The following is a 23,099-nucleotide window of genomic DNA, read 5'->3' as shown; positions in this document are numbered from 1 at the left end:
CAGCCTGAGCGAGAGCCCCCACTACCCCGTGCCAGGGGCTCTCGCTCAGGTCGTCGTGCAACCCCGGCCGGCGGCCAGAGGTCTCCTCGACCGCCCAGCCGCCTGGCCCGGGCGGCGGAGCACCGGCCCATCGACAGGGGGCCTAGGCTTGTCGCATGAGCAAGCTGAACCGGCGCGGCCGAGTGGCTGGTATGCCTCTGTGGGACCGCTGCGCGGTCATGGGCGTCGTGAACGTCACCCCGGACTCCTTCTCCGACGGCGGCCGCTGGTTCGACACCACGGCGGCCGTCAAGCACGGTCTGGAGCTGGTCGCGGAGGGCGCCGACCTGGTCGACGTGGGCGGTGAGTCGACCCGCCCCGGCGCCACCCGGGTCGACCAGAGCGAGGAGCTGCGGCGAGTCGTCCCCGTCGTGCGGGGTCTGGCCTCCGAGGGCGTCACCGTCTCCGTGGACACCGTGCGCGCCTCCGTCGCCGAGCAGGCACTCGCGGCCGGAGCCACCCTCGTCAACGACGTCAGCGGCGGCCTCGCCGACCCCGCGATGATCCCGGTCGTCGCCGACGCCGGCGCCCCCTTCGTGGTCATGCACTGGCGCGGCTTCCTGGAGGGCGGCAACGTCAAGGGCGTGTACGAGGACGTCGTCTCCGAGGTGGTGGACGAGCTCCACGCGCGCGTGGAGGCCGTTCTGGAGGGCGGTGTCGCCCCCGACCGCGTCATCGTCGACCCCGGGCTCGGGTTCTCCAAGGACGCCGAGCACGATCTCGCCCTGCTCGCCCACCTCGACCGGCTGCACGGGCTCGGCCATCCCCTGCTGGTCGCCGCCTCCCGCAAGCGGTTCCTCGGCCGGGTGCTGGCCGGACCCGAGGGCGCCCCGCCGCCCGCGCGGGAACGCGACGCGGCCACCGCCGCCGTCTCCGCCCTCGCCGCCCAGCAGGGCGCCTGGGCCGTCCGCGTGCACGAGGTGCGCGCCACCGCCGACGCCGTCCGCGTCGCCCGCGCGATCGAAGGAGCCCGGGAGCGGTGAGTTCGGCCCACACCGACGTCGAACAGGTCGAACTCGCCAACACGGCCTTCTACGAGGCGATGGAGCAGGGCGACTTCGAGACGCTGTCCTCGCTCTGGCTGGACCCCGCCGACCTGGGCGTGGACGAGGAGTACCACGACCCTGCCGAGACCGGCGTGATCTCCTGCGTGCACCCCGGCTGGCCGGTGCTCACCGGCCGCGGCGAGGTGCTGCGGTCGTACGCGCTGATCATGGCGAACACCGAGTACATCCAGTTCTTCCTCACCGACGTGCATGTCTCCGTGACCGGGGACACCGCTCTGGTGACCTGCACCGAGAACATCCTCAGCGGCGCGCCCGCCCCGGACGGCAGCGACGAGCTGGGGCCGCTCGTCGGGCAGCTGGTCGTCGCGACGAACGTGTTCCGCCGTACGGCCGACGGCTGGCGGCTCTGGTCGCACCACGCCTCTCCCGTGCTCACCGAGTCCGCCGACGACGAGGGCGAGGAGTCACCCTCCTGAGTGGGGTGGGCGCCGCCGGACGGGGCGTGGCGTGACGGGGAACACGGCCGTGCGGGTATGGGCGGCGCCCGGCGCGTGAGCCATCGTGTTCCCTGCGGGAAACGCCCGGTGAACCCTTCCCCCCGGGGAGTGGGCACCGCCTTCCCCGGGCAGGCGCTGTCAGTGCCCGCAGGTAGATTCGAGGTGGCCGGTGTCGCGACCGCACCCGGAGGACACCGGCCGATACCGACGATTGCAGGAGTGATTCGCGTGGATCGTGTCGCGCTGCGCGGCCTGAAGGCCCGCGGGTACCACGGAGTGTTCCCGCACGAACGCGAGGAGGGCCAGACCTTCGTCGTGGACCTCACGCTTGGCCTGGACACCCGGCCGGCCGCGGCCGACGACGACCTCACAAAGACCGTGCACTACGGGATCGTGGCGGAGGAGGTCGTGGGCATCGTCGAGGGCGAGCCGGTGAATCTGATCGAGACCCTCGCCGAGCGCATCGCCCGGGCGTGCCTGGGGCACGAGGGGGTCCAGGAGGTCGAGGTGAGCGTCCACAAGCCGAACGCCCCGATCACCGTCCCCTTCGACGACGTGACCGTCACCATCACCCGGAGCCGAGTATGACCGCGTTCTTCACCGGGGGTCAGAGCGACCCGACCGTCCAGCCGGTGCCCGCCTCCGTGGTGCGGCAGGTGGACGAGGCCGACACGACTCTCCAGAACCCCCGGCGCGCCGTGATCTCCCTCGGCTCCAACCTGGGCAACCGCCTGGAGAACCTCCAGGGCGCCATCGACGCGCTGGAGGACACGCCCGGCGTGCGCGTCAAGGCCGTGTCGCCGGTGTACGAGACGGAGCCGTGGGGTGTCGCGCCGGGCAGCCAGCCCTCGTACTTCAACGCGGTCGTCGTCCTGAAGACCACGCTGCCCCCGTCGTCCCTCCTGGAGCGGGCGCAGGCCGTCGAGGAGGCCTTCCACCGGGTCCGCGACGAGCGGTGGGGCCCGCGCACGCTGGACGTGGACATCGTCGCCTACGCCGATGTGATCTCCGACGACCCGGTCCTGACCCTGCCGCACCCGCGCGCGCACGAACGGGCCTTCGTCCTCGCGCCCTGGCACGACGTGGAGCCGGAGGCCCTCCTCGCCGGCCGCGGCTCGGTGGCCGCGATCCTCGACGGTCTCACCCGTGAGGGCGTGTCGCCCCGCGCCGACCTGGAACTCCACCTGCCCGAGTAGTCGTTAAGGTCTACCGGGTCGGGGTCGTCACCCGACGCCGCCGGGACCGGGGATCGGACCGCCGTCCGACGCCCGCGGCTCCCGGTGTCCGTGGACCACCGGACTCGTCGAGAGGGCATCGTGAAAGAGCTGCGCATCAGGACGCTGGCCACGGTGTTCGTCGTGGCGGGGGTGCTGTCCTGGGCGGGGGCCCGGCTGTGGTACTCGGTGGGCACCCTGCCGAGCGTGCCGCTGGCCGCGCCCATCGTCCTCGCCCTGATCGCCGCCGTCCTCACCGCCACCGCGCTCTCCATCCGCAGCCGGCTCAAGGCCCAGCGGGAGCGGCAACCCGACGCCAAGGGGGTCGACCCCCTGATGGCGGCCCGCGCCGTCGTCTTCGGCCAGGCCAGCGCCCTCGTCGCCGCCCTCGTCTGCGGGATGTACGGCGGCGTGGGTGTCTTCCTCCTGGAGCACCTGGACGTACCGGCCCGCCGCGACCAGGCCATCTACGCCGGTTTCTCCGTCCTCGCGGGCATCGGCGTCATAGTGGCCGCCTTCTTCCTGGAGCGCGTGTGCAAGCTCCCGGAGGACGACGACACCAACGGGGGCGCGGCGCGGGCCGCCTAGGGGTCGGATCACCAGGGCATTCGGGCCGCGTGACCGTTGACCAGGAAGCCCGGGTGGGGGTCGAGGCGATAGCTGTAGAGGGTGAAGGGCTTGGTACTTCCGGCAGGACGCCGCCGTACGGCCCGCACTTCGGCCCACCCCGATTCCCTCAGGTCCAGCAGATGTCTCTCGGGTGTGAACGTGCCCCGTGACGGCCAGCTGTCGGCCACCACCAGATGCGAGGCCGCGCCGTGCGGACGAGGTGTGAATCTCGCTCCGACGACCTGGGCGAGCTCTTCGAGGAACGGAACGTTCGAGCTGACGAGCAGCCGACCGGACCATCTCTTGCTCCGGAACCCGTCCCCGTCCGTATAGCCGTCCAGGAAGCCGTCGAAGGTCTCCCTGTCCCGGAGCACCACGCGGGGAAACCGCTGTCGCTGGTGGTGCGCGTCCCCTCCCACGTACTGCCGCATCAGGTCGGCCAGGTACGACGAGACCACCCGCACACGAAAGCCGGGCACCGGCCGCCCCAGGTATCCCGAAGGGCGCGTCACAGGTTCCAGCCGTGCGCTCAGGCCCGTGGCGCTGCACAGGCTCTGCGCGTACCGCTCGGCGAACGCCCTGTCGTTGACCACGAGCGACACGTAGTTCTTGCCGACCGTGCCGTCCGAACAGGTCGCGCCGATCAGATAACCGAAGTCACGCCCCGGCCGGACGGTCAGCCGTAACCGGCACAGCTTCCTCGCCGGTGTCCAGGCCAGCACCGTCCCTTCGGCGTCTCTCGCATGCGTCCAGCCGTCCGGCGTGGCAAGCATCTGGTCCGGAGCCACCGTGAAGGTCACCTGGTCCGTGACCACGTCGACGACTTCGCGCACTTGGGCCGAGGTGACGGCCCTGACGGTCGTCTGGACCGTGCGGTGCCCGTCCAGCGCCCAGAGACGCGCTCCCACCCGTACGTCACACGCCCGCAGGCGTCCACCGACGGCGTTCACCGTCTGCCGGCTGGGCAGCCCCTGGCCCATGCGGTCCCCCCATCAGCGATGTTCTCCACTGCCGGGTGGACCGTATCGGGCAGCACTGACAATCCGGTCAGCGCGCCAGTATCAGGCTCATCGCCTCAGCGCGGGTCGTGGCATCCCGAAGTTGGCCGCGCACCGCCGACGTCGTGGTCTTCGCACCCGGCTTGCGGATGCCACGGACCGACATGCACATGTGCTCCGCCTCGATGACCACGATGGCGCCCCGCGCCTCCAGGATCCGCACGAGCGAGTCGGCGATCTGCGTGGTGAGTCGTTCCTGCACCTGCGGTCGGCGAGCGAACACCTCGACGAGCCGCGCGAGCTTCGACAGCCCGGTGATCTTCCCCGTCTCGGCCGGGATGTACCCGATGTGAGCGACACCATGGAACGGCAGCAGATGATGCTCGCACAAAGATACGATTTCGATGTCCTTCACCAGGATCATCTCGTCGTGTCCGAGATCGAACGTAGTCGTCAGAACGTCCTCGGGCGCCTGCCTGAGCCCTGCCAGAAGCTCCTTGTACGCCCGCGCCACCCGCGCCGGCGTCTCCCTGAGCCCCTCCCGGTCCGGGTCCTCCCCGACCGCGATCAGCAGCTCTCGTACGGCGTTCTCGGCGCGCTTCTCGTCGAACTCGCCGATGGTGCCCTCGCCGTCAAGCGTCACGGGGTCGGTCATGTGGTGCCTCGCTCCTGCAGCCTGTGACGCGTGCGGCTGACGCGTCTGTTTACGGCCATACGACAGTGCCGCGCCCCCCAGGCTAAAACCAGGGGGGCGCGGCATCCATTCCGGGCCTGGTGAGGCGGCCGCGGCCGGGAGCGGTGGCTCCCGGTGGCCGGATCTCATCGGGTGGGCGTCAGCTCTCCGGACGCTCCTCCGGGGTCGCCTCGACGGTGGACTTGGCGGTGATCGCCGACGTCGCGCCGTTGGCGCCGTTCGTCAGTGCCAGCTCCTTGGGGGAGAGCACCGGCGGACGGGTGGAGGGGGTGCGGCGGGAGGAGCCGGTCCAGGCGGGCCGGGGCGGACGCTTGACGATGGGGGCGAAGATCTCTGCGATCTCCTCCTTGCCCAGCGTCTCCTTCTCCAGCAGCTGGAGCACCAGGTTGTCGAGGACGTCGCGGTTCTCGACCAGGATCTCCCAGGCCTCGTTGTGCGCGTTCTCGATGAGCTTCTTGACCTCTTCGTCCACGAGCGCGGCGACCTCTTCCGAGTAGTCGCGCTGGTGAGCCATCTCACGACCGAGGAACGGCTCGGTGTTGTCGCCGCCGAACTTGATGGCGCCGAGACGCTCGGTCATGCCGTACTGGGTGACCATCGCACGGGCCAGGTTGGTGGCCTTCTCGATGTCGTTCGCGGCGCCGGTGGTCGGGTCGTGGAAGACCAGTTCCTCGGCGGCGCGGCCGCCCAGCATGTAGCCGAGCTGGTCGAGCATCTCGTTTCGGGTGGTCGAGTACTTGTCCTCGTCCGGCAGGACCATCGTGTAGCCGAGGGCGCGGCCCCGGGACAGGATCGTGATCTTGTGGACCGGGTCGGAGTTCGGTGAGGCCGCCGCGACCAGGGCGTGACCGCCCTCGTGGTACGCGGTGATCTTCTTCTCCTTGTCCGACATGATCCGGGTCCGCTTCTGCGGGCCCGCGACCACGCGGTCGATCGCCTCGTCCAGCATCTGGTTGTCGATCAGCTTCTTGTCGCTGCGGGCCGTCAGCAGGGCGGCCTCGTTCAGGACGTTGGACAGATCGGCACCCGTCATACCGGGGGTGCGGCGGGCGACGGCGGACAGGTCGACGTCGGGCGCGACCGGCTTGCCCTTCTGGTGGACCTTGAGGATCTCCAGACGGCCCTGCATGTCCGGGCGGTCGACGGCGATCTGCCGGTCGAAGCGGCCGGGGCGCAGCAGCGCCGGGTCGAGGATGTCGGGGCGGTTCGTCGCGGCGATGAGGATCACGCCGCCCTTGACGTCGAAGCCGTCCATCTCGACGAGGAGCTGGTTCAGGGTCTGCTCGCGCTCGTCGTGTCCGCCGCCGAGGCCGGCGCCGCGGTGGCGGCCGACCGCGTCGATCTCGTCGACGAAGACGATCGCCGGGGCGTTCGCCTTGGCCTGCTCGAAGAGGTCGCGGACACGGGAGGCACCGACACCGACGAACATCTCGACGAAGTCGGAACCGGAGATCGAGTAGAAGGGGACGCCCGCCTCGCCGGCGACGGCGCGCGCGAGGAGCGTCTTGCCGGTGCCGGGCGGGCCGTAGAGCAGGACGCCCTTGGGGATCTTGGCGCCGACGGCCTGGAACTTGGCGGGCTCCTGGAGGAATTCCTTGATCTCGTGGAGTTCCTCGACGGCCTCGTCCGCGCCGGCGACGTCGGCGAAGGTGGTCTTCGGGGTGTCCTTGGTGATGAGCTTGGCCTTGGACTTCCCGAAGTTCATCACCCGGGAGCCGCCGCCCTGCATCTGGTTCATCAGGAACAGGAAGACGACGACGATCAGGACGAAGGGGAGCAGGGACAGCAGGATGCCGACGAAAGCGTTCTGCTTGGTCGGGGAGACCGTGTAGCCGTCGGGGATCTGCTTGTTCTGGTACTTGTCCTGCAGGGTGTTGGCGAGGGTGACGCCCTGGTCGCCGATGTAGCTCGCCTGGATCTTCGAGCTGCCCTCGATCTTCTCGCCGTCCTTGAGCTGCACCTTCAGGAGCTGCTCTTCGCCGGTGGTCAGCTTGGCCTCTTGGACCTTGTTGTCATTGATCGCCTGGACGACCTGGCCGGTGTCCACCGTCTTGTAGCCGCCGGACGAGCCGACGACCTGCATCAACACGACCACGGCAAGGACGGCCAGCACGATCCACATGACTGGCCCACGGAAGTATCGCTTCACGTCCATCCATACGGAGCGGTGCCGCCCCGTCCCTCCTGCCATAGTGAGTTTGATAAAGACTGTTCTTCGGACGGTACCCCAGCATTGTCACCCGAAGCCGCGTAGGACCGATGGCACCCCGTCCTCGCATGCTCCAACGGCTTGAAACCCGCTGGGGTTCCCGAGCGTCTCAGTAAGACTGGCCCGTGCGCGTGACGCGGGTGTTTCAGCCGCCGTAGACGTGGGGCGCGAGCGTACCGACGAACGGGAGGTTCCGGTACTTCTCGGCGTAGTCGAGGCCGTAGCCGACGACGAACTCGTTGGGGATGTCGAAGCCGACCCACTCGACGTCGATGGCGACCTTGGCGGCCTCGGGCTTGCGGAGCAGCGTGCACACCTTGAGGGAGGCGGGCTCGCGGGAGCCGAGGTTGGAGATCAGCCAGGACAGGGTCAGGCCGGAGTCGATGATGTCCTCGACGATCAGGACGTGCCTGCCCTTGATGTCGGTGTCGAGGTCCTTGAGGATCCGCACCACGCCGGAGGACTGGGTGCCCGCGCCGTAGGAGGACACGGCCATCCAGTCCATGGTGACCGGGGTGGACAGCGCCCGGGCGAGGTCCGCCATGACCATCACCGCGCCCTTGAGGACGCCGACGATGAGCAGGTCCTTGCCCGCGTACTCCGCGTCGATCTTCGCGGCCAGCTCGGCCAGCTTCGCGTCGATCTCTTCCTTGGTGATGAGCACCTGCTTGAGGTCGGCACCCATGTCTTTCGCGTCCACCCGCATCACTTTCGGTCGTCCCAGGGCCGCCGCCGGACGCGTCTTCCCCTGGGGGCCCGGGGCCCGGTGAGGGGCCCCTTCGGCGTCCGGTTTCAGCCTTGCCGAATCACCAGTCTGCCACCCTGACGCTGGGCGACGACCCGGCCGGGGAGATTGATGGCCCCCTGACCCCGCCATCCGGTGATGAGCCGGTCGATCTCCTCGATGTGGCGGGCGAAGAGGGAACCGGCCGGGGCACCGGCCTCGATGGCGGCGCGGCGCAGGATGCGGCGGCGCACGGCGGGGGGCAGGGCGTAGAGCTTGGCGCACTCCAGGAGGCCCGCGGCGTCGCGTACGGACGCTTCGGCCTGGCGGGCCCAGGCGTCGAGGGCGTCGGCGTCGTCGCGGGAGAGCTGGGCCGTACGGGCGAGGGCTTCGACGACGCCCTTGCCGAGGGCCTTCTCCAGGGCGGGCAGGCCCTCGTGGCGGAGCCGGGAGCGGGTGTAGGCGGGGTCGGCGTTGTGGGGGTCGTCCCAGACGGGGAGGGACTGGACCATGCAGGCCTTGCGGGCGGTCTGGCGGTCCAGTGTGAGGAAGGGGCGGCGGTAGCGGCCGCCGGCCCCCGAGACCGCGGCCATACCGGACAGGGAGCGGATGCCGGAGCCGCGGGCGAGGCCGAGGAGGACGGTTTCGGCTTGGTCGTCGCGGGTGTGGCCGAGGAGGACGGCGGCGGCGCCGTGGCGGTCGAGGGCGGCGTCCAGGGCGGCGTAGCGGGCGTCGCGGGCGGCGGCCTCGGGGCCGCCGTCGCGGCCGACGGTGACGGCGACGGACTCGGCGGGGTCGAGGCCGAGTTCGCGCAGGCGCAGGACGACTTCCTCGGCGCGCAGGTCGGAGCCGGGCTGAAGTCCGTGGTCGACGGTGATGCCGCCGGCGCGGATGCCGAGCTTGGGCGCCTCGAAGGCGAGGGCGGAGGCGAGCGCCATGGAGTCGGCACCGCCGGAGCAGGCGACGAGCACGAGCGGCGGGGGCGCGGGCTCGTGCGGGGGGCTCCCGGCGTCGGCGGGGGGTGCCGGGCGGGGGGCCGGGCTCGCGTGGGACGGCGTCGGGCCGGGCACGGCCTCGGGGGGTGCGGCCGTGAGGGGCGTGGACGCCGGTGGTGCGCCGGTGAGAGGTGGCGCGCCCGAGGTCGTGCGGGCGGGCGTGCGACGGGTGGTGTTCGTGTTGTGTTCGGTGAGGATGTCGTGGAGTACGCGGCGCACCGCCAGGCGTATCGCCGCGACCGCGGGGTGGGGACCCATGTCCGGTTCCCTTCACGAAATTGTCGGGGGGTGAGCCCGAGGTCGGTCACTCAGAGTGTGTAGATGGTGACAGAACCGGGCCGTTCCCCGAGCATTGCACGCCTACCCATCGCTCACGGTCCCTCGGACGGGTGATTGGAGGGGCGTTCGCCTGCCGTCGGCCGGATTCGTTCACCACGCACGCACGCGGCTCAGGACTCCGCCTTGCGGTGCACCCGTGCGACCCAGTCCGCCGGTTTGGCGATCTCCGCCTTGGTCGGCAGGGTGTTCGGCGAGGTCCACACGCGGTTGAACCCGTCCATGCCGACCTGTTCGACGACTGCGCGTACGAACCGTTCACCGTCCCGGTACTGCCTCAGTTTGGCATCCAGACCGAGCAGCTTGCGCAGGGCGAGGTCCAGTCGTGAGGCGCCCCTCGCGCGGCGCTGCTGGAACTTCTCGCGGATCTCGGAGACGGACGGGACGACCGCGGGTCCCACTCCGTCCATCACGAAGTCGGCGTGTCCCTCCAGGAGGGACATGACGGCGGTGAGACGGCCGAGGATCTCGCGCTGGGCGGGGGTCTGCACCAACTCCACGATCGAGTGACCGTCGTCGCCGACCTCGCCTTCGGGGCGGCCCCCCGCGAGTGACTGGGCGGCCTCCCGGATGCGCTCCAGGACTGTCATGGGGTCGACCTCGGTCTCCTGCAAGAAAGACTGGATTTCGCCCTCGAGGTGGTCACGCAGCCAGGGAACGGCCGTGAACTGGGTCCGGTGGGTCTCCTCGTGGAGACAGACCCAGAGGCGGAAGTCGTGGGGCTGGACGTCGAGTTCGCGCTCGACGTGCACGATGTTCGGGGCGACCAGCAGGAGCCGGCCACCGCCGTTCTCGCCCGCGGGGAGTTCGCGGGACGCCGGGGCGAAGGTCTCGTACTGGCCGAGGACCCGAGAGGCCAGGAACGACAGCAGCATGCCGAGTTCGACGCCGGTGACCTTGCCGCCGACGGCGCCCAGCACGGCTCCGCCGGGGCTGCCGGCGCGACGTTCCTGCATCTTCTCCAGCAGCGGTTTGAGCAGTTCCCGGAACCCGGCGACGTTCGCCCGGACCCAGCCCGGGCGGTCGACGACGAGGACGGGTGTGTCGTCGGCCTCGTCGGGGAGCATCCGCGTGAACGCGCGGACGTGCTCCTCCGACGCCTTCGCGTGTCGGCGCAGCTCGGCGACGATGGCGCGTGCCTCGTCGCGGCTCACGTCGGGGCCCGGCCGTACGAGCCGGGTCGCGGTCGCGACCGCGAGATTCCAGTCGACCATCTCGGCACCACCGATGCGCGTCATGTTGTCAACCGTACGGGAGCGCTGCCGCTGGGGGCAGGCCGCGCCAGCGGTGGGGGGTGGTGCTCGTCGTTCGGCGACTGCGGGTCTGTGGGGGTTGTTCGCGCCCACGCGGCGGAGCCGCATGTGTCACAGCCCCGCGCCCCTGTCAGGCCTTCGGCCTCCAGGGGCCGCGGGTCAGCGGCAGCCGCAGTTGGCCAGCGCTGAGGCTGCTGTGTCCAGGGCTGCTTGGGCCTGGTCGCGGCTGGGTGTCTGCGTGGCCATGAAGGCGAAGGAGAGGAGGCGGCCGTCGGCGTCGACGACGGTGCCGGCGAGGGTGTTGACGCCGGTCAGGGTGCCGGTCTTGGCACGGACGACGCCGGTGCCCGTCGAGTCGGCGGGGTAGCGGGTGCGCAGGGTGCCCGTGAAGCCGGCGACGGGGAGGCCGGTGAGGACCGGGCGGAGTTCGGGGTGGGAGGGGGACGCGGCGGCGGCGAGGAGCGAGGTGAGGAGGGCGGGGGTCAGCCGGTCGCCCCGGCTCAGGCCGCTGCCGTCGGCGAAGGCGATGTCGCCGAGGGGGAGTTCGAGTTTCTTGAGTTCCTTCTTGATCGCCGCGCCGCCGCCCTCGAAGCTGGCCGGTTCGCCGGCGGCGAGGGCGACCTGACGGGCGAGGGCCTCGGCGATGTCGTTGTCGCTGTGGGTGAGCATGCGCTCGACCAGGGTGGACAGGGGCGCGGAGGAGACGGAGGCGATCTCCTCGGCCTTCTTGGAGGCCGTGACGGGGCCCGCGGCGGGGCTCTTGGCCGTCTTGATGCCGCGGTCCGCCAGGAGGTCCGCGAAGGCGCGGGTGGCGTCCACCGGCGGGTCGAGGCTGCGCGTGGCCGTGCCGCTGGTGGAGTCGTTCTGGCGGGCCTCGTCGACCATGAGGGCGGTGACGGGGGCCAGGTTGTCGTCGCGGCCGATGGTGTGGAGCACGGGTCCGTCGTAGAGGGACGTGTCGTAGGTGAGCGTGATCTCGTTCAGGTGACGCTTGGCGAGCGCGGTGGCCGTCCGGTCGGCGAGGGTGCGCAGGCTCGCGTAGCCGCCGGCGTCCTTGTGGGCCGTCAGGGTGGGGTCGCCGCCGCCGACGAGGACGACCTCGTCGGTGCCGGGCTGCAGGACGACGCGGGTCTCGATGCGGTGGTCCGGGCCGGCCGCCGAGAGGGCCGCGGCGGCCGTGGCGATCTTGGTGGTGGAGGCGGGGGTCAGTGCGTCGTCGGCGCCCTTGCCGTACAGCAGCTCGCCGGTCTTGACGTCGACGACGGCCGCCGCGCGGCGGGGGCCAAGCGCCGGGGCCCCCAGCAGCGGGTCGAGGACGGCGGCGAGCGCGTCGCCGCCGGGCATGGAGTCCGCGCCGGAGGCGCCGCCGAGGCCGGTCAGCACGGAGGGGGCGCTCGGTGCGGGCTTGGGCGCCCCCTGGGCCGTACCGGACGACGTACCGGAATTACGTCCGTGATCTGCGCCACCCTCGTGACCGTGCGATGCGGCCCAGTCGCGCTCGGCCGTACGCTGACCGGTGGAGTCCCAGGGCCCGGCGGCGAGGACGGCGCCGGCCGAGAGCACCAGCCCCAGGGTGGCAGCACCCGCGGTGAGCTGGAGGTTCGTGAGGTTCTTCGTGCTCCCCGTGAGTCGCGAAGAGCGCGCGCCGACGGCGCTCGTGACGCGTACGACACCGGGTTTCACCACCCGTGCGACGCGCGCGGCACCGGGTTTCACGGCGTGCGCCATCCGCACGACACCCGGTTTCACGGCGCGCGCGACCCGCACGACATGCGGTCTCGCGGCCCGCCAGACCTTCGGCTCGGGCACGACCACCAGCCCCTTTCGCGATCACACACCTGCGTGAGGGACACTTAACCACCAGAACTATGTGTTGATCATGGAGGAGCCACCGGTGGAGTTCGACGTCACGATCGAGATTCCGAAGGGTTCGCGGAACAAGTACGAGGTGGACCACGAGACCGGTCGGATCCGCCTGGACCGTCGGCTCTTCACCTCGACCAGCTACCCGGCCGACTACGGCTTCGTCGAGAACACCCTCGGCGAGGACGGCGACCCGCTGGACGCGCTGGTCATCCTGGAGGAGCCGACCTTCCCCGGCTGCCTCATCAAGTGCCGCGCGATCGGCATGTTCCGGATGACCGACGAGGCCGGCGGCGACGACAAGCTGCTGTGCGTCCCGGCGTCCGACCCGCGTGTGGAGCACCTGCGTGACATCCACCACGTCTCGGAGTTCGACCGCCTGGAGATCCAGCACTTCTTCGAGGTCTACAAGGACCTGGAGCCCGGCAAGTCCGTCGAGGGCGCCGACTGGGTCGGCCGCGCCGAGGCCGAGGCCGAGGTCGAGAAGTCGTACAAGCGCTTCAAGGAGCAGGGCGGTCACTGACCTCCCGCCTCGCCTCGCAGGCCGTGGAACCGAACGGGCCGCGTGTCCCCTTGTGGGACCCGTGGCCCGTTCGCGTACCGGTGTGTGGCGCCGCGCATACTGAGGCGTACTGGAGCTGTCGTACAGGGAGCGCCGCGGAGTGGGAGTGACGGGACGCGAGGACCGCAAACCGGTGTCGGACGAGGCGAGCAGCGCCTTCGCCGCCGTGAGAGCGGCGGCCCAGGCGGGTCCTGTCCCGGGGATCGACGGCGAGTCGTCGGTGACCTCGGAGTTCGCGATCCCCGCGGGGCTGGACGTGCCGCCGGCCGCGGTGGAGCCGGAGTCGCAGACGACCTCGGAGTTCGCGCTGCCGCAGGGGCTCACGCCGCCCGAGCCGGTGGCCGGGGAGCAGGAGGGGTCGGCGTTCAGCACACCGCGGACGTACCGCGCGAAGCAGGCGCCGCCCGCGTTCACACCGGCGAACGGCATCCCGGCCGTCAGCCTGACCAAGGACGTGCCGTGGCAGGACCGGATGCGGACCATGCTGCGGATGCCGGTGGCGGAGCGGCCCGCGCCGGAGCCGGTGCGCGCGGAGGGCGAGTCGGGGCCCGCCGTGCCGCGGGTGCTCGACCTGACGCTGCGTATCGGGGAGCTGCTGCTCGCGGGCGGTGAGGGCGCGGAGGACGTGGAGGCGGCGATGTTCGCCGTCTGCCGGTCCTACGGTCTGGACCGCTGCGAGCCGACGGTGACGTTCACCCAGCTGTCGGTGACCTATCAGCCGTCGCTGGTGGACGACCCGGTCACCGCCTCGCGGATCGTGCGGCGCCGGGCCACCGACTACACACGGCTCGCGGCCGTCTTCCGGCTGGTGGACGACCTCAGCGACCCGGAGAACGTGATCTCGCTGGAGGAGGCGTACCGGCGGCTCGCGGAGATACGGCGCAACCGGCACCCGTATCCCGGCTGGGTGCTGACGGCCTCCAGCGGGCTGCTGGCGGGCGCCGCGTCCACGCTGGTCGGCGGTGGCGTCGTCGTGTTCGTCGCGGCGGCGCTCGGGGCCATGCTGGGCGACCGGTTGGCGTGGGTGTGCTCGGGGCGCGGGCTGCCGGAGTTCTACCAGTTCCTGGCTGCGGCGATGCCGCCGGCGGCGATCGGCGTGCTGCTGACCGTGTTCCACGTGGACGTGGAGGCCGCCGCCGTCATCACCGGTGGGCTGTTCGCCCTGCTTCCCGGGCGGGCGCTCGTCGCGGGCGTCCAGGACGGGCTGACCGGCTTCTACATCACGGCCTCGGCCCGGCTGCTGGAGGTCATGTACCTCTTCGTGGGCATCGTGGTGGGGGTGCTGCTCGTCCTGTACTTCGGGGTGAAGCTGGGGGCCCAGCTGAACCCGGACACGGAGCTGAGCACCGCCGAGCGGCCCGTGCTCCAGCTGATCGCGTCGATGCTGCTGTCGCTGACCTTCGCGGTCCTGCTCCAGCAGGAACGATCCACCGTGCTGGCGGTGACCCTCAACGGGGGTGTGGCCTGGTCGGTGTACGGGGCGATGCACTACGCGGGCGGGATCTCGCCGGTCGCGTCCACGGCGGTGGCCGCGGGCCTGGTGGGGCTGTTCGGGCAGCTGCTGTCCCGGTACCGGTTCGCTTCGGCGCTGCCGTACACGACGGCCGCGATCGGGCCGCTGTTGCCGGGTTCCGCGACGTACTTCGGGCTGCTGGCGTTCGCGCAGAACGACGTGGACGCGGGGCTGGTGTCGCTGACGAAGGCGGCGGCGCTGGCCATGGCCATCGCGATCGGGGTGAACCTGGGCTCGGAGCTGTTCCGGCTGTTCCTGCCGGGCGCGGCCCGCGCGGGCCGCAAGGCGGCGAAGCGGACGCGGGGGTTCTGAGCGCCTGCTGCCCGGGGTGTGCTGTTCGTGGGCGGCCGCGGGGCGTCTCGGGCTGGTCGCGCAGTTCCCCGCGCCCCTGAAAAGCGATCCGCGCCCCTGTTGACAAGGGCGCGGAGTCCTGGGCGGAGCGGGTCAGTACTGCGGGTAGTTCTGCCCCTGGTAACCATGGTTGTTCCCCTGGTTCTGGCCCCCGTTGGGGTCCTGGGGGTACTGGTTGCCCTGCGGGTACTGCGGGGCGTACGGCTGCTGCTGCGGGGGCTGCTGGTAGCCGTAGTCCTGGTGGCCGCCGTCGTCGTAGCCCTGGTTCGGGTAGCCCTGGTTGTCGTAGCCCTGGTGCTGGTCGTACTGCTGCTGGTGCGGGGGCTGCTGGGCGTACGGCTGGGGCTGGTCGGTGGAGGGGACGCGGCGGAGCTGGGTCGTCGCGTCGTCCATCACCGGGGCGGCGGCCGGGGGCTGTTCGGGCTGGTTCTTCTTCGCCTTACGGGCCTTCAGCAGCTCGATGATGATCGGGAGCACCGAGATGAGGACGATGAGGATCAGCATCGCCTCGATGTTCTTGCGGACGAAGTCGATCTGCCCGAGCCAGGCGCCCAGCAGCGTGACGCCCGCGCCCCACAGGATGCCGCCGACGACGTTGAAGATCAGGAACGAGCGGTACTTCATGCCGCTGACGCCGGCGATGATCGGCGTGAACGTGCGCACGATGGGCACGAAGCGGGCCAGGACGAGGGACTTCGGGCCGTGCTTCTCGAAGAACTCGTGGGCCTTGGTGACGTTCTCCTGCTTGAACAGGCGGGAGTCGGGCCGCTTGAAGAGGGCGGGACCGACCTTCTTGCCGAACATGTAGCCCGCCTGGTCGCCCAGGATCGCCGAGACGCAGATCAGCGCGATGGCCGCCCACAGCGGGAAGTCCAGCAGATCGGTCGCGATGAGCATGCCGGCCGTGAACAGCAGCGAGTCACCCGGCAGGAAGAAGCCGATGAGGAGGCCGGACTCGGCGAACACGATCACGAGCAGGCCCCAGATCCCGAACGAGTCGAGCAGATAATCCGGGTCCAGCCAGCTCGGTCCGAGGGCGATCGTCGTCACGGTTCCGGGCTCCTGGGGGGTGAGAGGCAAGTGAGGGTCTGCGGGTGAGGACCCACAGGGGTGACCAAAGCTATCAACGCACGGTCACCCCCTCAGGTTCCACGGGCTCCTCCAGAGTGCCCTGTGCCCGCCCCGGGACCAAGCTGTGTGGTCAGGGACGCGCACGGGCGGCGTTGGCCGTGATCGCCTCCCGCAGGTGCTCCGCGAGCCCCGGGCACATGGAGTCGTAGAACGCCTTGAACCGCTCGTCGGCGACGTACATATCGCCGAGGGAACGGTGCATGTCGTAGGGGCACTCGTAGAACCAGCGGCAGATGTGGCGGCGGTGCTCCTCGGCCATGTCCATCGCGGCCTCGCCGGTCGCCGGCTCGCCGGCGGTCATCAGGGCGTCGTAGCGCGCGCCCCAGTCGGCCACCTCGGCCTGCATGCGCTTCCAGTCGTCCTTGGTGTACGACGCCGCGCGGCGCTGCGACTCGGCGTACGCGTCGGTGCCGCCCCAGCGCTGCTCGGCCTCCTCGGCGTACTGCTCGGGGTCCTTGTCCCCGAAGACCTCGAACCGCTCCTCGGGCGTGAGGTTGATGCCCATCTTCCGTGCCTCCATGGCATGCTCCACGGCCGCGGCCATCTTCTGCAGCTTCTCGATCCGGGCGGTCAGCAGCTCGTGCTGGCGGCGCAGGTGCGCCCGCGGGTCCGTCTCCGGGTCGTCGAGCAGGGCCGCGACCTCGTCGAGGGGGAAACCGAGCTCCCGGTAGAACAGGATCTGCTGCAGCCGGTCGAGGTCGGCGTCGCTGTAACGGCGGTGCCCCGCGTGGGTGCGTTCGCTCGGTACGAGCAGGCCGATCTCGTCGTAGTGGTGCAGCGTGCGCACCGTGATCCCGGCGAATCCGGAGACCTGTCCCACGGTGTGGCTCATGTTCCGCTCCTCCTTTCGGTCTCCCTCCAGCCTGGGTCCTCACGTCGCGTGAGGTGCAAGTCCCCCGTGCCGCACCTACCGTCGAAGACATGCCACTGCACCGATGGGACCCCCTCGCCCCGGACGACCGGCGGCACGACGGCGACCGGCGGCGGATCGCCGTGAACCCCTTCTACGGCGCCGCCGACCCGGTCGCCGGTATGGCGGAGGCCCCGCCCAGGCACCGGCTGCCGGACGGCCCGCTGACGCCGTCCACGGCGTATCAGCTGGTCCACGACGAACTCATGCTGGACGGCAACGCGCGGCTGAACCTCGCCACCTTCGTCACCACCTGGATGGAGCCGCAGGCCGCCGTCCTGATGAGTGAGTGCCGGGACAAGAACATGATCGACAAGGACGAGTATCCGCGCACGGCCGAGCTGGAGCGGCGCTGTGTGGCGATGCTCGCCGATCTGTGGAACGCGCCGGACCCCGACACGGCCGTCGGCTGTTCGACCACCGGGTCCAGCGAGGCGTGCATGCTCGCCGGGATGGCCCTCAAACGGCGGTGGGCGCGGCGCAACGCCGACCGGTACCCCTCGGCGGACGCGCGACCCAATCTGGTCATGGGCGTCAATGTGCAGGTCTGCTGGGAGAAGTTCTGCAACTTCTGGGAGGTGGAGGCCCGGCAGGTGCCCATGGAGGGCGACCGGTTCCATCTCGACCCGGCGGCGGCCGCCGCGCTGTGCGACGAGAACACCATCGGGGTCGTGGGCATCCTCGGGTCCACCTTCGACGGGTCCTACGAGCCGATCGCGGAGCTGTGCGCGGCGCTCGACGAGTTGCAGGAGCGCACGGGGCTCGACGTGCCCGTGCATGTCGACGGGGCGTCGGGCGCCATGGTCGCGCCGTTCCTCGACGAGGACCTCGTGTGGGACTTCCGGCTGCCGAGGGTGGCGTCGATCAACACGTCCGGGCACAAGTACGGGCTGGTGTACCCCGGTGTGGGCTGGGCGCTGTGGCGGTCGCCCGCCGAGCTGCCCGAGGAGCTGGTGTTCCGGGTGAACTACCTGGGCGGCGACATGCCGACCTTCGCGCTGAACTTCTCACGGCCGGGCGCCCAGGTCGTCGCGCAGTACTACACCTTCCTGCGGCTGGGCCGCGAGGGGTTCCGGGCGGTGCAGCAGTCCACGCGGGACGTCGCCACCCAGCTCGCCGAGCAGGTGGCCGCGTTCGGTGACTTCCGGCTGCTCACGCGGGGCGACGAGCTGCCGGTGTTCGCCTTCACCACCACCGACGACGTCACCGCGTACGACGTGTTCGACGTGGCGCGGCGGATGAGCGAGCGGGGCTGGCTGGTGCCGGCGTACACCTTCCCGGAGAACCGGCAGGACCTGTCCGTGCTGCGCGTGGTGTGCCGCAACGGGTTCTCCTCCGACCTCGCCGAGCTGTTCCTGGAGGACCTGGGGCGGCTGCTGCCCGAACTGCGCAAGCAGCCGCACCCGATCACCCGCGACAAGGCCGCCGCGACCGGCTTCCACCACTAGGGCACGGATGTTCTTACGCGGGCAGGTCCCGGCCGCCCCGGGGGGCTACGCGCTGAGACCGGCTACTTGCTGAGGTGGGAGAACCGCCGTACCGCCAGGGGGAAGAAGGCGGCGGTCAGGGCCACGGGCCAGGCCACGGCGAGGAGGGCGGCGTGTTCGGCGGCCCAGGACGCGGAGGTGGCGCCCTGGTCGCCGAACAGGTCCCGTACGGCCGTGGCGGTCGCCGAGAGCGGGTTCCACTCGACGGCGGCGCCCAGCCACGACGGCATGGTCTCGGGGGTGGCGAACGCGTTGGAGAGGAAGCCGACGGGCCACACCAGGATCTGCACGGCCTGCACCATCTCCGGCTTGCCCGCGATCATCGCGAGGTGGATGCCGATCCACAGCATGGCGAAGCGGAGGAGCAGCAGCAGGCCGACGGCCGCGAGGAGGGCCCCGGCCCCGCCGTGCGCGCGCCAGCCGAGCGCGTACCCGACGCCGAGCATCACGGCGAGGTTCAGCGCGGACTGGAGCATGTCGGCGGTCGCGCGGCCCACCAGGACGGCGCCGCTCGCCATCGGCATGGACCGGAAGCGGTCGATGACGCCCTTGTCGAGGTCCCGGGTGACGGCGATCATGGTCCCTTCGAGCCCGAACGCCATGGTCAGCGCGAGCATGCCGGGCACCAGGTAGGGGATGTAGTCGCCCTCGACGCCGCGGCCGCCGCCGAAGAGGTGGCCGAACATCAGCAGCATCATGACGGGGAAGACCAGGGCGACCAGGACCTGGACCGGCCGCCGCGCCCAGTGGGCGAGTTCACGGCGGGTCATGGTCCAGGAGTCGACGAGCGCGTACGGGGTCACACGGTCTCCTTCACCCGGTGGTGCCCTGCCCGGTCGTCCCCGGTGAGGTGCAGGAACACCTCGTCCAGCGTCGGGCGGCGCAGGGCGATGTCCTCGGCCTCGATCCCGGCGTCCTCCAGGGCCCGTACGACGCCGGCCAGGGCCGTCATGCGGTCGGTGACGGGGACGCTGAGGCGGCGGCGGTCGGCGTCCGCGGAGACGTCGTCCTTCGGGACCGGCAACAGGGCCAAGGCGGCGCCGAGTTGCCCGGCGTCGCGCAGGACGACGTCGATGCGGTCGCCGCCGGTCAGGCGTTTCAGCTCGTCGGCGGTGCCGTCGGCGACGACGCGGCCGCCGTCGACGAACGCGATGCGGTCGGCCAGCCGGTCGGCCTCCTCCAGGTACTGGGTGGTGAGCAGGACCGTCGTCCCGCCGCCGACGAGGGAGCGGACGGACGTCCACACCTCGGCCCGGCCGCGCGGGTCGAGGCCGGTGGTCGGTTCGTCGAGGAAGAGCACCTCCGGTTCGGCGATGAGGGACGCGGCGAGATCGAGGCGGCGCCGCATGCCGCCGCTGTACTGCCTGACCGGCTTGCGGCCGGTGTCGGTGAGGCCGAAGCGCTCCAGGAGTTCGTCGGCGCGCACGCGCGCGTGGCGGGCGCCCAGGTGATACAGGCGGCCGAACATCTCCAGGTTCTGCCGGCCGCCGAGTTCCTCGTCGAGTGCCGCGTGCTGGCCGAGCAGTCCGATGCACGGGCGCACCTCACGCGCGTGTGCCACCACGTCGTGCCCGGCCACCCGGATGCGGCCCGCGTCGGGGCGCAGCAGGGTGGACAGGATCCGGACCAGGGTGGTCTTGCCCGCGCCGTTGGGCCCGAGCACGCCCTGCACCGTGCCGGACGCGACCGTGAGGTCGAGCCCGTCCAGCGCCTTCTTGTCGCCGTACTTCTTGTGTGCGCCCTCGACGGTGATCGCCGTGTCGGCCACTGTCCCCACTCCCTCACCGGGCCCCTCACTGGCGACCCAGGTCACTAGTCAAGTTTGACTACACTGCCACGGTAAGGCAGGGCGGAGCACTGGTCAAACTTGATCAGCGACTGTCCTCCGGATGCCGCTGCCCCGTCGCGTACGGGTTCTCCTGGCCCTCGGTCAGGACGCCGACGAACGGTTCGCCCTCACCGGCGAAGGTGTAGGCGCCGCCGCGGATCCGCTCGATGAGCCCCTGGGTCCACTCGGCGCCGGCGTCGGCGGAGTGGACCCAGAAGTTCATGATCTCGCCGATGTGGCCCAGCTGGGCGGGGCCGTCCTCGGGGGTGTAGTGGTCGGTGACCGCGGCGCGCCACTGCCGGATGGTGCGCACCCGCTGCTGGAGGAGTCCGAGGACCTCCTCGCGGTCGAGGTCGACCATGAAGCCGAGCGCCGCGGAGAGCACGTCCGGCTTCTGGTCATGGGCGAGGAGGGCCTCCCGCAGCAGGCTCAGATACTCGGCGGTGCCCTTCTCCGTGATCTCGTACTCGGTGCGCGGCGGCCCGCCGGCGGTGGAGGGGGCGATCTCGTGCGCGTGCAGCAGTCCCTGTTTCGCCATCTGCTTCAGCGCGTGGTAGATCGAGCCGGGCTTGGCGTTGGACCACTCGTGCGCGCCCCAGTACTCCAGGTCGTTGCGCACCTGGTAGCCGTGGGCCCGCCCGTGCTGGCGCACCGCGCCCAGCACGAGAAGACGGATCGCTGACATGGGGCCCAGCGTAGGACCCCGCGGGGTCAGCCCCAGCTGCCGCCCTGTTCCTTCGCCACCAGCTCGAAGGCGGTCGCGCCGTCCAGCGACTCCCGGATGATGTCGGCGTGCCCGGCATGCCGGGCCGTCTCACGGATCAGGTGCAGACACAGCCAGCGCATCGAGAGCGTCTCGTCCTGCGGGTGCCAGGGCGCCGCCGGCAGTTCGAAGGTGTCGTCGAGGCTCGGCACCGCGCGGATGAACGCCTCCGTCTCGGCGGCCACCTTCTCGTAGTACGCGAGCTGCTGCTCGACGGTCTCGTCGCCGACGAGGGTGAAGCACTCGTGCCAGTTCGACTCGTCCCGGTGCACCGCCGCGGGCTCGCCCTTGGCGCGGGCGATCCAGCCCTGCTCGACCTCGGCGACATGCTTGACCAGCCCGGCCAGGGACAGCTCGCTCGCGCTCGGCCGGCTGACGGCCTGTTCGTCGGTCAGCCCGAGCAGCGTGCGCCGCAGGCCGCCGCGCTGCTCCGCCAGGAAGGCGAGCAGCGCCCCCTTCTCGTCGCCCTTCGCCTCTGCCTGCACGTGCGTGACCATGACCGGCCGCCTTTCGTCGGGTCCGGGCTCCGCTGAGCCCCTCTGACACCTCCGAAGCTACGGGCCCTTGCGGACAGGTACGGTCCGCAAGTCCGCGGGGCGTACGAAATCCGGTGGGCGATCAGCCGGACGGCGTCAGAACGGGAAGCGGCTGCGGCCGTGCTGGATCGAGATCCACTTCTGGGTGGTGAACGCCTCCACCGTGGTCTCGCCGCCCAGGCGGCCGAGGCCGGAGTGCTTCTCTCCGCCGAACGGGACGATCGGCTCGTCGTGGACGGTGCCGTCGTTGACGTGGAACATCCCGGTGTCGATCCGCTGGGCGAAGCGCACACCCCGCTCGACGTCCCCGGTGTGGACGGCGCCGCTCAGGCCGTACGGGGTGTCGTTGACGAGGCGGACGGCCTCCTCCTCCCCGTCGAAGGGGATGAGGAAGGCGATGGGGCCGAAGATCTCCTGCTGGAGGAGGGGGGAGCCGGCCGGGAGGCCGGTGAGGACGCTCGGCCCGACCAGGTTGCCGGTGGTGGTGCCGCGGACGAGCGCCGTGGCGCCCTGGGCGAGCGCCTGGTCCACGACGGCGGTCAGGGCGTCGGCCTGCGAGGAGCTGATGACCGGGCCGATGACCGTCCCCGGGTCGCGCGGGTCGCCGGTCTTCAGCGCCCTCACCTTCGCCACGAACTTCTCGGTGAACTCGTCCCGCACCGAGCGGTCCACCAGGACGCGGTTCGCGGCCATGCAGACCTGGCCCTGGTGGACGTAGCGCGAGAAGACCGCCGCGTCGACCGCGTAGTCGATGTCCGCGTCGTCCAGCACCACCAGCGCGCTGTTGCCGCCCAGTTCGAGGACCACCCGCTTGAAGTGCGAGGCGGCGACGGTGGCGACATGGCGGCCGACCTTGTCGGAGCCGGTGAAGGAGATGACCCTGGGGATCGGGTGCTCGATGAAGGCGTCACCGATCTCGGCGATGTCGGTGACGACGACGTTCAGCAGACCGGCCGGCAGACCCGCCTCCTCGAAGATCTTCGCGACCAGCGTGCCGCCGGTGACCGGGGTGTCCTCGTGCGGCTTCAGCACGACACCGTTGCCGAGCGCGAGGGCCGGGGCGACCGACTTGAGGGAGAGCAGGAACGGGAAGTTGAAGGGGCTGATCACGCCCACCACACCGACCGGCACGCGGTAGAGGCGGTTCTCCTTGCCCTCGACCGGCGAGGGAATGATTCTCCCCTCCGGGCGCAGCGTCAGCTGAATCGATTCGCGCAGGAACTCCTTGGCGAGGTGCAGTTCGAAGCCGGCCTTGAGGCGGGTCCCGCCCAGCTCGGCGATGATCACCTCGGCGATCTCCCGCTCGCGCTCCTCGACGACCCGCAGGGCCTTCTCGAACACGGCGCGACGGGCGTAGGCGTTGACATCGGCCCACTCCCGCTGGGCGTCCCGCGCGGCCCGGTAGGCCTCGTCCACCTCGGCGGCCGTGGCGATCGTGATCGACGCGAGCTTCTCACCGTCATAGGGGTCGAAGTCGATGATGTCCCAGGAGCCGGTGCCGGGGCGCCACTCACCGCCGATGTACTGCTGCGCCAGATCGGTGAAGTAGGACGACATGTGAACCCTCAATCCCTCGCGGC

The 23,099-nt window shown here is 70.9% G+C and carries 22 protein-coding genes; 8 read left to right on the top strand and 14 right to left on the bottom strand.

The annotated features are described in order from the left end of the window. The first annotated feature begins 155 nt into the window (after positions 1-155). The 5 genes from folP to M8J73_RS35885 all read left to right on the top strand — a co-directional run bounded on the left by folP (position 156) and on the right by M8J73_RS35885 (position 3,345). Positions 156-1,022, top strand: coding sequence for a dihydropteroate synthase (folP, locus tag M8J73_RS35905; RefSeq protein ID WP_249829544.1), 867 nt, complete (start codon positions 156-158; stop codon positions 1,020-1,022). After that, positions 1,019-1,522, top strand: coding sequence for a nuclear transport factor 2 family protein (locus M8J73_RS35900; RefSeq protein WP_055522857.1), 504 nt, complete (start codon positions 1,019-1,021; stop codon positions 1,520-1,522). Before folP ends, M8J73_RS35900 begins: the two co-directional genes overlap by 4 nt. A 249-nt stretch (positions 1,523-1,771) precedes the next feature. Next, a complete protein-coding gene (gene folB / locus M8J73_RS35895; protein WP_055522859.1) occupies positions 1,772-2,131 on the top strand; it encodes a dihydroneopterin aldolase in 360 nt (119 codons plus the stop codon). Then, entirely contained in the window at positions 2,128-2,739 is a 612-nt protein-coding gene (gene folK, locus M8J73_RS35890; RefSeq protein WP_055542202.1) for a 2-amino-4-hydroxy-6-hydroxymethyldihydropteridine diphosphokinase, read from the top strand. The genes folB and folK overlap by 4 nt, the downstream gene beginning before the upstream one ends. A gap of 120 nt (positions 2,740-2,859) precedes the next feature. Then, positions 2,860-3,345, top strand: a complete 486-nt coding sequence (locus M8J73_RS35885; RefSeq protein WP_055542201.1) for a DUF3180 domain-containing protein — start codon at positions 2,860-2,862, stop codon at positions 3,343-3,345. An 8-nt stretch (positions 3,346-3,353) separates the two neighbouring features. Here M8J73_RS35885 and M8J73_RS35880 read toward each other — a convergent pair whose 3' ends face one another. From M8J73_RS35880 to dacB, 7 genes are all read right to left on the bottom strand, one after another. Then, complete coding sequence (locus M8J73_RS35880; RefSeq protein ID WP_240501697.1) at positions 3,354-4,346, bottom strand: hypothetical protein; 993 nt, start codon at positions 4,344-4,346, stop codon at positions 3,354-3,356. Positions 4,347-4,413: 67 nt separating this feature from the next. Beyond that, on the bottom strand, positions 4,414-5,019 hold the full coding sequence (gene folE, locus M8J73_RS35875) for a GTP cyclohydrolase I FolE (protein ID WP_055542200.1): 606 nt from the start codon (positions 5,017-5,019) through the stop codon (positions 4,414-4,416). A gap of 178 nt (positions 5,020-5,197) precedes the next feature. Next, positions 5,198-7,213, bottom strand: coding sequence for an ATP-dependent zinc metalloprotease FtsH (gene ftsH / locus M8J73_RS35870; RefSeq protein WP_249829552.1), 2,016 nt, complete (start codon positions 7,211-7,213; stop codon positions 5,198-5,200). 199 nt (positions 7,214-7,412) lie between these two features. Further along, positions 7,413-7,973: a hypoxanthine phosphoribosyltransferase gene (gene hpt, locus M8J73_RS35865; protein WP_055542655.1), complete on the bottom strand. Its 561-nt coding sequence runs from the start codon at positions 7,971-7,973 to the stop codon at positions 7,413-7,415. 86 nt (positions 7,974-8,059) lie between these two features. After that, entirely contained in the window at positions 8,060-9,244 is a 1,185-nt protein-coding gene (gene tilS, locus M8J73_RS35860) for a tRNA lysidine(34) synthetase TilS (protein ID WP_249829543.1), read from the bottom strand. Positions 9,245-9,435: 191 nt separating this feature from the next. Next, positions 9,436-10,560 (bottom strand): Rv3626c family coenzyme F420 biosynthesis-associated protein, encoded by a 1,125-nt coding sequence (locus tag M8J73_RS35855; RefSeq protein ID WP_249829542.1) that lies wholly within the window; start codon positions 10,558-10,560, stop codon positions 9,436-9,438. A 174-nt stretch (positions 10,561-10,734) separates the two neighbouring features. Continuing rightward, positions 10,735-12,390: a D-alanyl-D-alanine carboxypeptidase/D-alanyl-D-alanine endopeptidase gene (gene dacB / locus M8J73_RS35850; RefSeq protein ID WP_249829541.1), complete on the bottom strand. Its 1,656-nt coding sequence runs from the start codon at positions 12,388-12,390 to the stop codon at positions 10,735-10,737. 79 nt (positions 12,391-12,469) lie between these two features. On the opposite strand from dacB, the gene M8J73_RS35845 reads away from it, so the two are divergent. Both M8J73_RS35845 and M8J73_RS35840 read left to right on the top strand, forming a co-directional pair. Further along, positions 12,470-12,961: an inorganic diphosphatase gene (locus tag M8J73_RS35845; RefSeq protein WP_055520960.1), complete on the top strand. Its 492-nt coding sequence runs from the start codon at positions 12,470-12,472 to the stop codon at positions 12,959-12,961. A 145-nt stretch (positions 12,962-13,106) separates the two neighbouring features. Next, a complete protein-coding gene (locus M8J73_RS35840) occupies positions 13,107-14,825 on the top strand; it encodes a threonine/serine exporter family protein (RefSeq protein WP_107424104.1) in 1,719 nt (572 codons plus the stop codon). 132 nt (positions 14,826-14,957) lie between these two features. On the opposite strand, the gene M8J73_RS35835 is transcribed toward M8J73_RS35840, so the two are convergent. Both M8J73_RS35835 and M8J73_RS35830 read right to left on the bottom strand, forming a co-directional pair. Then, the gene (locus tag M8J73_RS35835; RefSeq protein ID WP_055541908.1) at positions 14,958-15,914 is read right to left on the bottom strand and encodes a DedA family protein; all 957 of its coding nucleotides are present in this window, start codon (positions 15,912-15,914) and stop codon (positions 14,958-14,960) included. A gap of 151 nt (positions 15,915-16,065) precedes the next feature. Beyond that, positions 16,066-16,827, bottom strand: a complete 762-nt coding sequence (locus tag M8J73_RS35830; RefSeq protein WP_055541909.1) for a MerR family transcriptional regulator — start codon at positions 16,825-16,827, stop codon at positions 16,066-16,068. 89 nt (positions 16,828-16,916) lie between these two features. Between M8J73_RS35830 and gad the strand changes: the two genes are divergently transcribed. Next, positions 16,917-18,353 (top strand): glutamate decarboxylase, encoded by a 1,437-nt coding sequence (gene gad, locus M8J73_RS35825; RefSeq protein ID WP_055541910.1) that lies wholly within the window; start codon positions 16,917-16,919, stop codon positions 18,351-18,353. 62 nt (positions 18,354-18,415) lie between these two features. On the opposite strand, the gene M8J73_RS35820 is transcribed toward gad, so the two are convergent. The 5 genes from M8J73_RS35820 to M8J73_RS35800 form a co-directional block, all read right to left on the bottom strand. Beyond that, positions 18,416-19,162: an ABC transporter permease gene (locus tag M8J73_RS35820; RefSeq protein ID WP_079055161.1), complete on the bottom strand. Its 747-nt coding sequence runs from the start codon at positions 19,160-19,162 to the stop codon at positions 18,416-18,418. A gap of 29 nt (positions 19,163-19,191) precedes the next feature. Continuing rightward, complete coding sequence (locus tag M8J73_RS35815; RefSeq protein WP_055541912.1) at positions 19,192-20,160, bottom strand: ATP-binding cassette domain-containing protein; 969 nt, start codon at positions 20,158-20,160, stop codon at positions 19,192-19,194. Positions 20,161-20,263: 103 nt separating this feature from the next. Then, positions 20,264-20,905 carry a PadR family transcriptional regulator gene (locus M8J73_RS35810; RefSeq protein WP_055541913.1) on the bottom strand — a complete coding sequence of 214 codons (642 nt, stop codon included), beginning with the start codon at positions 20,903-20,905 and terminating at the stop codon, positions 20,264-20,266. Between the two features lie 26 nt (positions 20,906-20,931). Next, positions 20,932-21,480, bottom strand: a complete 549-nt coding sequence (locus tag M8J73_RS35805; RefSeq protein ID WP_055541914.1) for a DinB family protein — start codon at positions 21,478-21,480, stop codon at positions 20,932-20,934. A gap of 135 nt (positions 21,481-21,615) precedes the next feature. Next, positions 21,616-23,076 carry an aldehyde dehydrogenase family protein gene (locus M8J73_RS35800; protein ID WP_055541915.1) on the bottom strand — a complete coding sequence of 487 codons (1,461 nt, stop codon included), beginning with the start codon at positions 23,074-23,076 and terminating at the stop codon, positions 21,616-21,618. Positions 23,077-23,099 lie beyond the last annotated feature (23 nt).

It is taken from the genome of Streptomyces neyagawaensis (assembly GCF_023516595.1).
In the GTDB taxonomy this organism is placed as follows: Bacteria; Actinomycetota; Actinomycetes; order Streptomycetales; family Streptomycetaceae; genus Streptomyces; species Streptomyces neyagawaensis.
This window is presented reverse-complemented; position numbering and strand designations above follow the sequence as displayed.

Coding starts and splice junctions, on each gene's coding strand:
- hpt (WP_055542655.1), bottom strand. CDS start 7,973: ATGCGGGTGGACGCGAAAGACATGGGTGCCGACCTCAAGCAGGTGCTC.
- gad (WP_055541910.1), top strand. CDS start 16,917: ATGCCACTGCACCGATGGGACCCCCTCGCCCCGGACGACCGGCGGCAC.
- ftsH (WP_249829552.1), bottom strand. CDS start 7,213: ATGGACGTGAAGCGATACTTCCGTGGGCCAGTCATGTGGATCGTGCTG.
- M8J73_RS35880 (WP_240501697.1), bottom strand. CDS start 4,346: ATGGGCCAGGGGCTGCCCAGCCGGCAGACGGTGAACGCCGTCGGTGGA.
- M8J73_RS35855 (WP_249829542.1), bottom strand. CDS start 10,560: ATGACGCGCATCGGTGGTGCCGAGATGGTCGACTGGAATCTCGCGGTC.
- folK (WP_055542202.1), top strand. CDS start 2,128: ATGACCGCGTTCTTCACCGGGGGTCAGAGCGACCCGACCGTCCAGCCG.
- folP (WP_249829544.1), top strand. CDS start 156: ATGAGCAAGCTGAACCGGCGCGGCCGAGTGGCTGGTATGCCTCTGTGG.
- M8J73_RS35800 (WP_055541915.1), bottom strand. CDS start 23,076: ATGTCGTCCTACTTCACCGATCTGGCGCAGCAGTACATCGGCGGTGAG.
- M8J73_RS35805 (WP_055541914.1), bottom strand. CDS start 21,480: ATGGTCACGCACGTGCAGGCAGAGGCGAAGGGCGACGAGAAGGGGGCG.
- M8J73_RS35830 (WP_055541909.1), bottom strand. CDS start 16,827: ATGAGCCACACCGTGGGACAGGTCTCCGGATTCGCCGGGATCACGGTG.
- M8J73_RS35820 (WP_079055161.1), bottom strand. CDS start 19,162: ATGACCCGCCGTGAACTCGCCCACTGGGCGCGGCGGCCGGTCCAGGTC.
- tilS (WP_249829543.1), bottom strand. CDS start 9,244: ATGGGTCCCCACCCCGCGGTCGCGGCGATACGCCTGGCGGTGCGCCGC.
- M8J73_RS35810 (WP_055541913.1), bottom strand. CDS start 20,905: ATGTCAGCGATCCGTCTTCTCGTGCTGGGCGCGGTGCGCCAGCACGGG.
- folE (WP_055542200.1), bottom strand. CDS start 5,019: ATGACCGACCCCGTGACGCTTGACGGCGAGGGCACCATCGGCGAGTTC.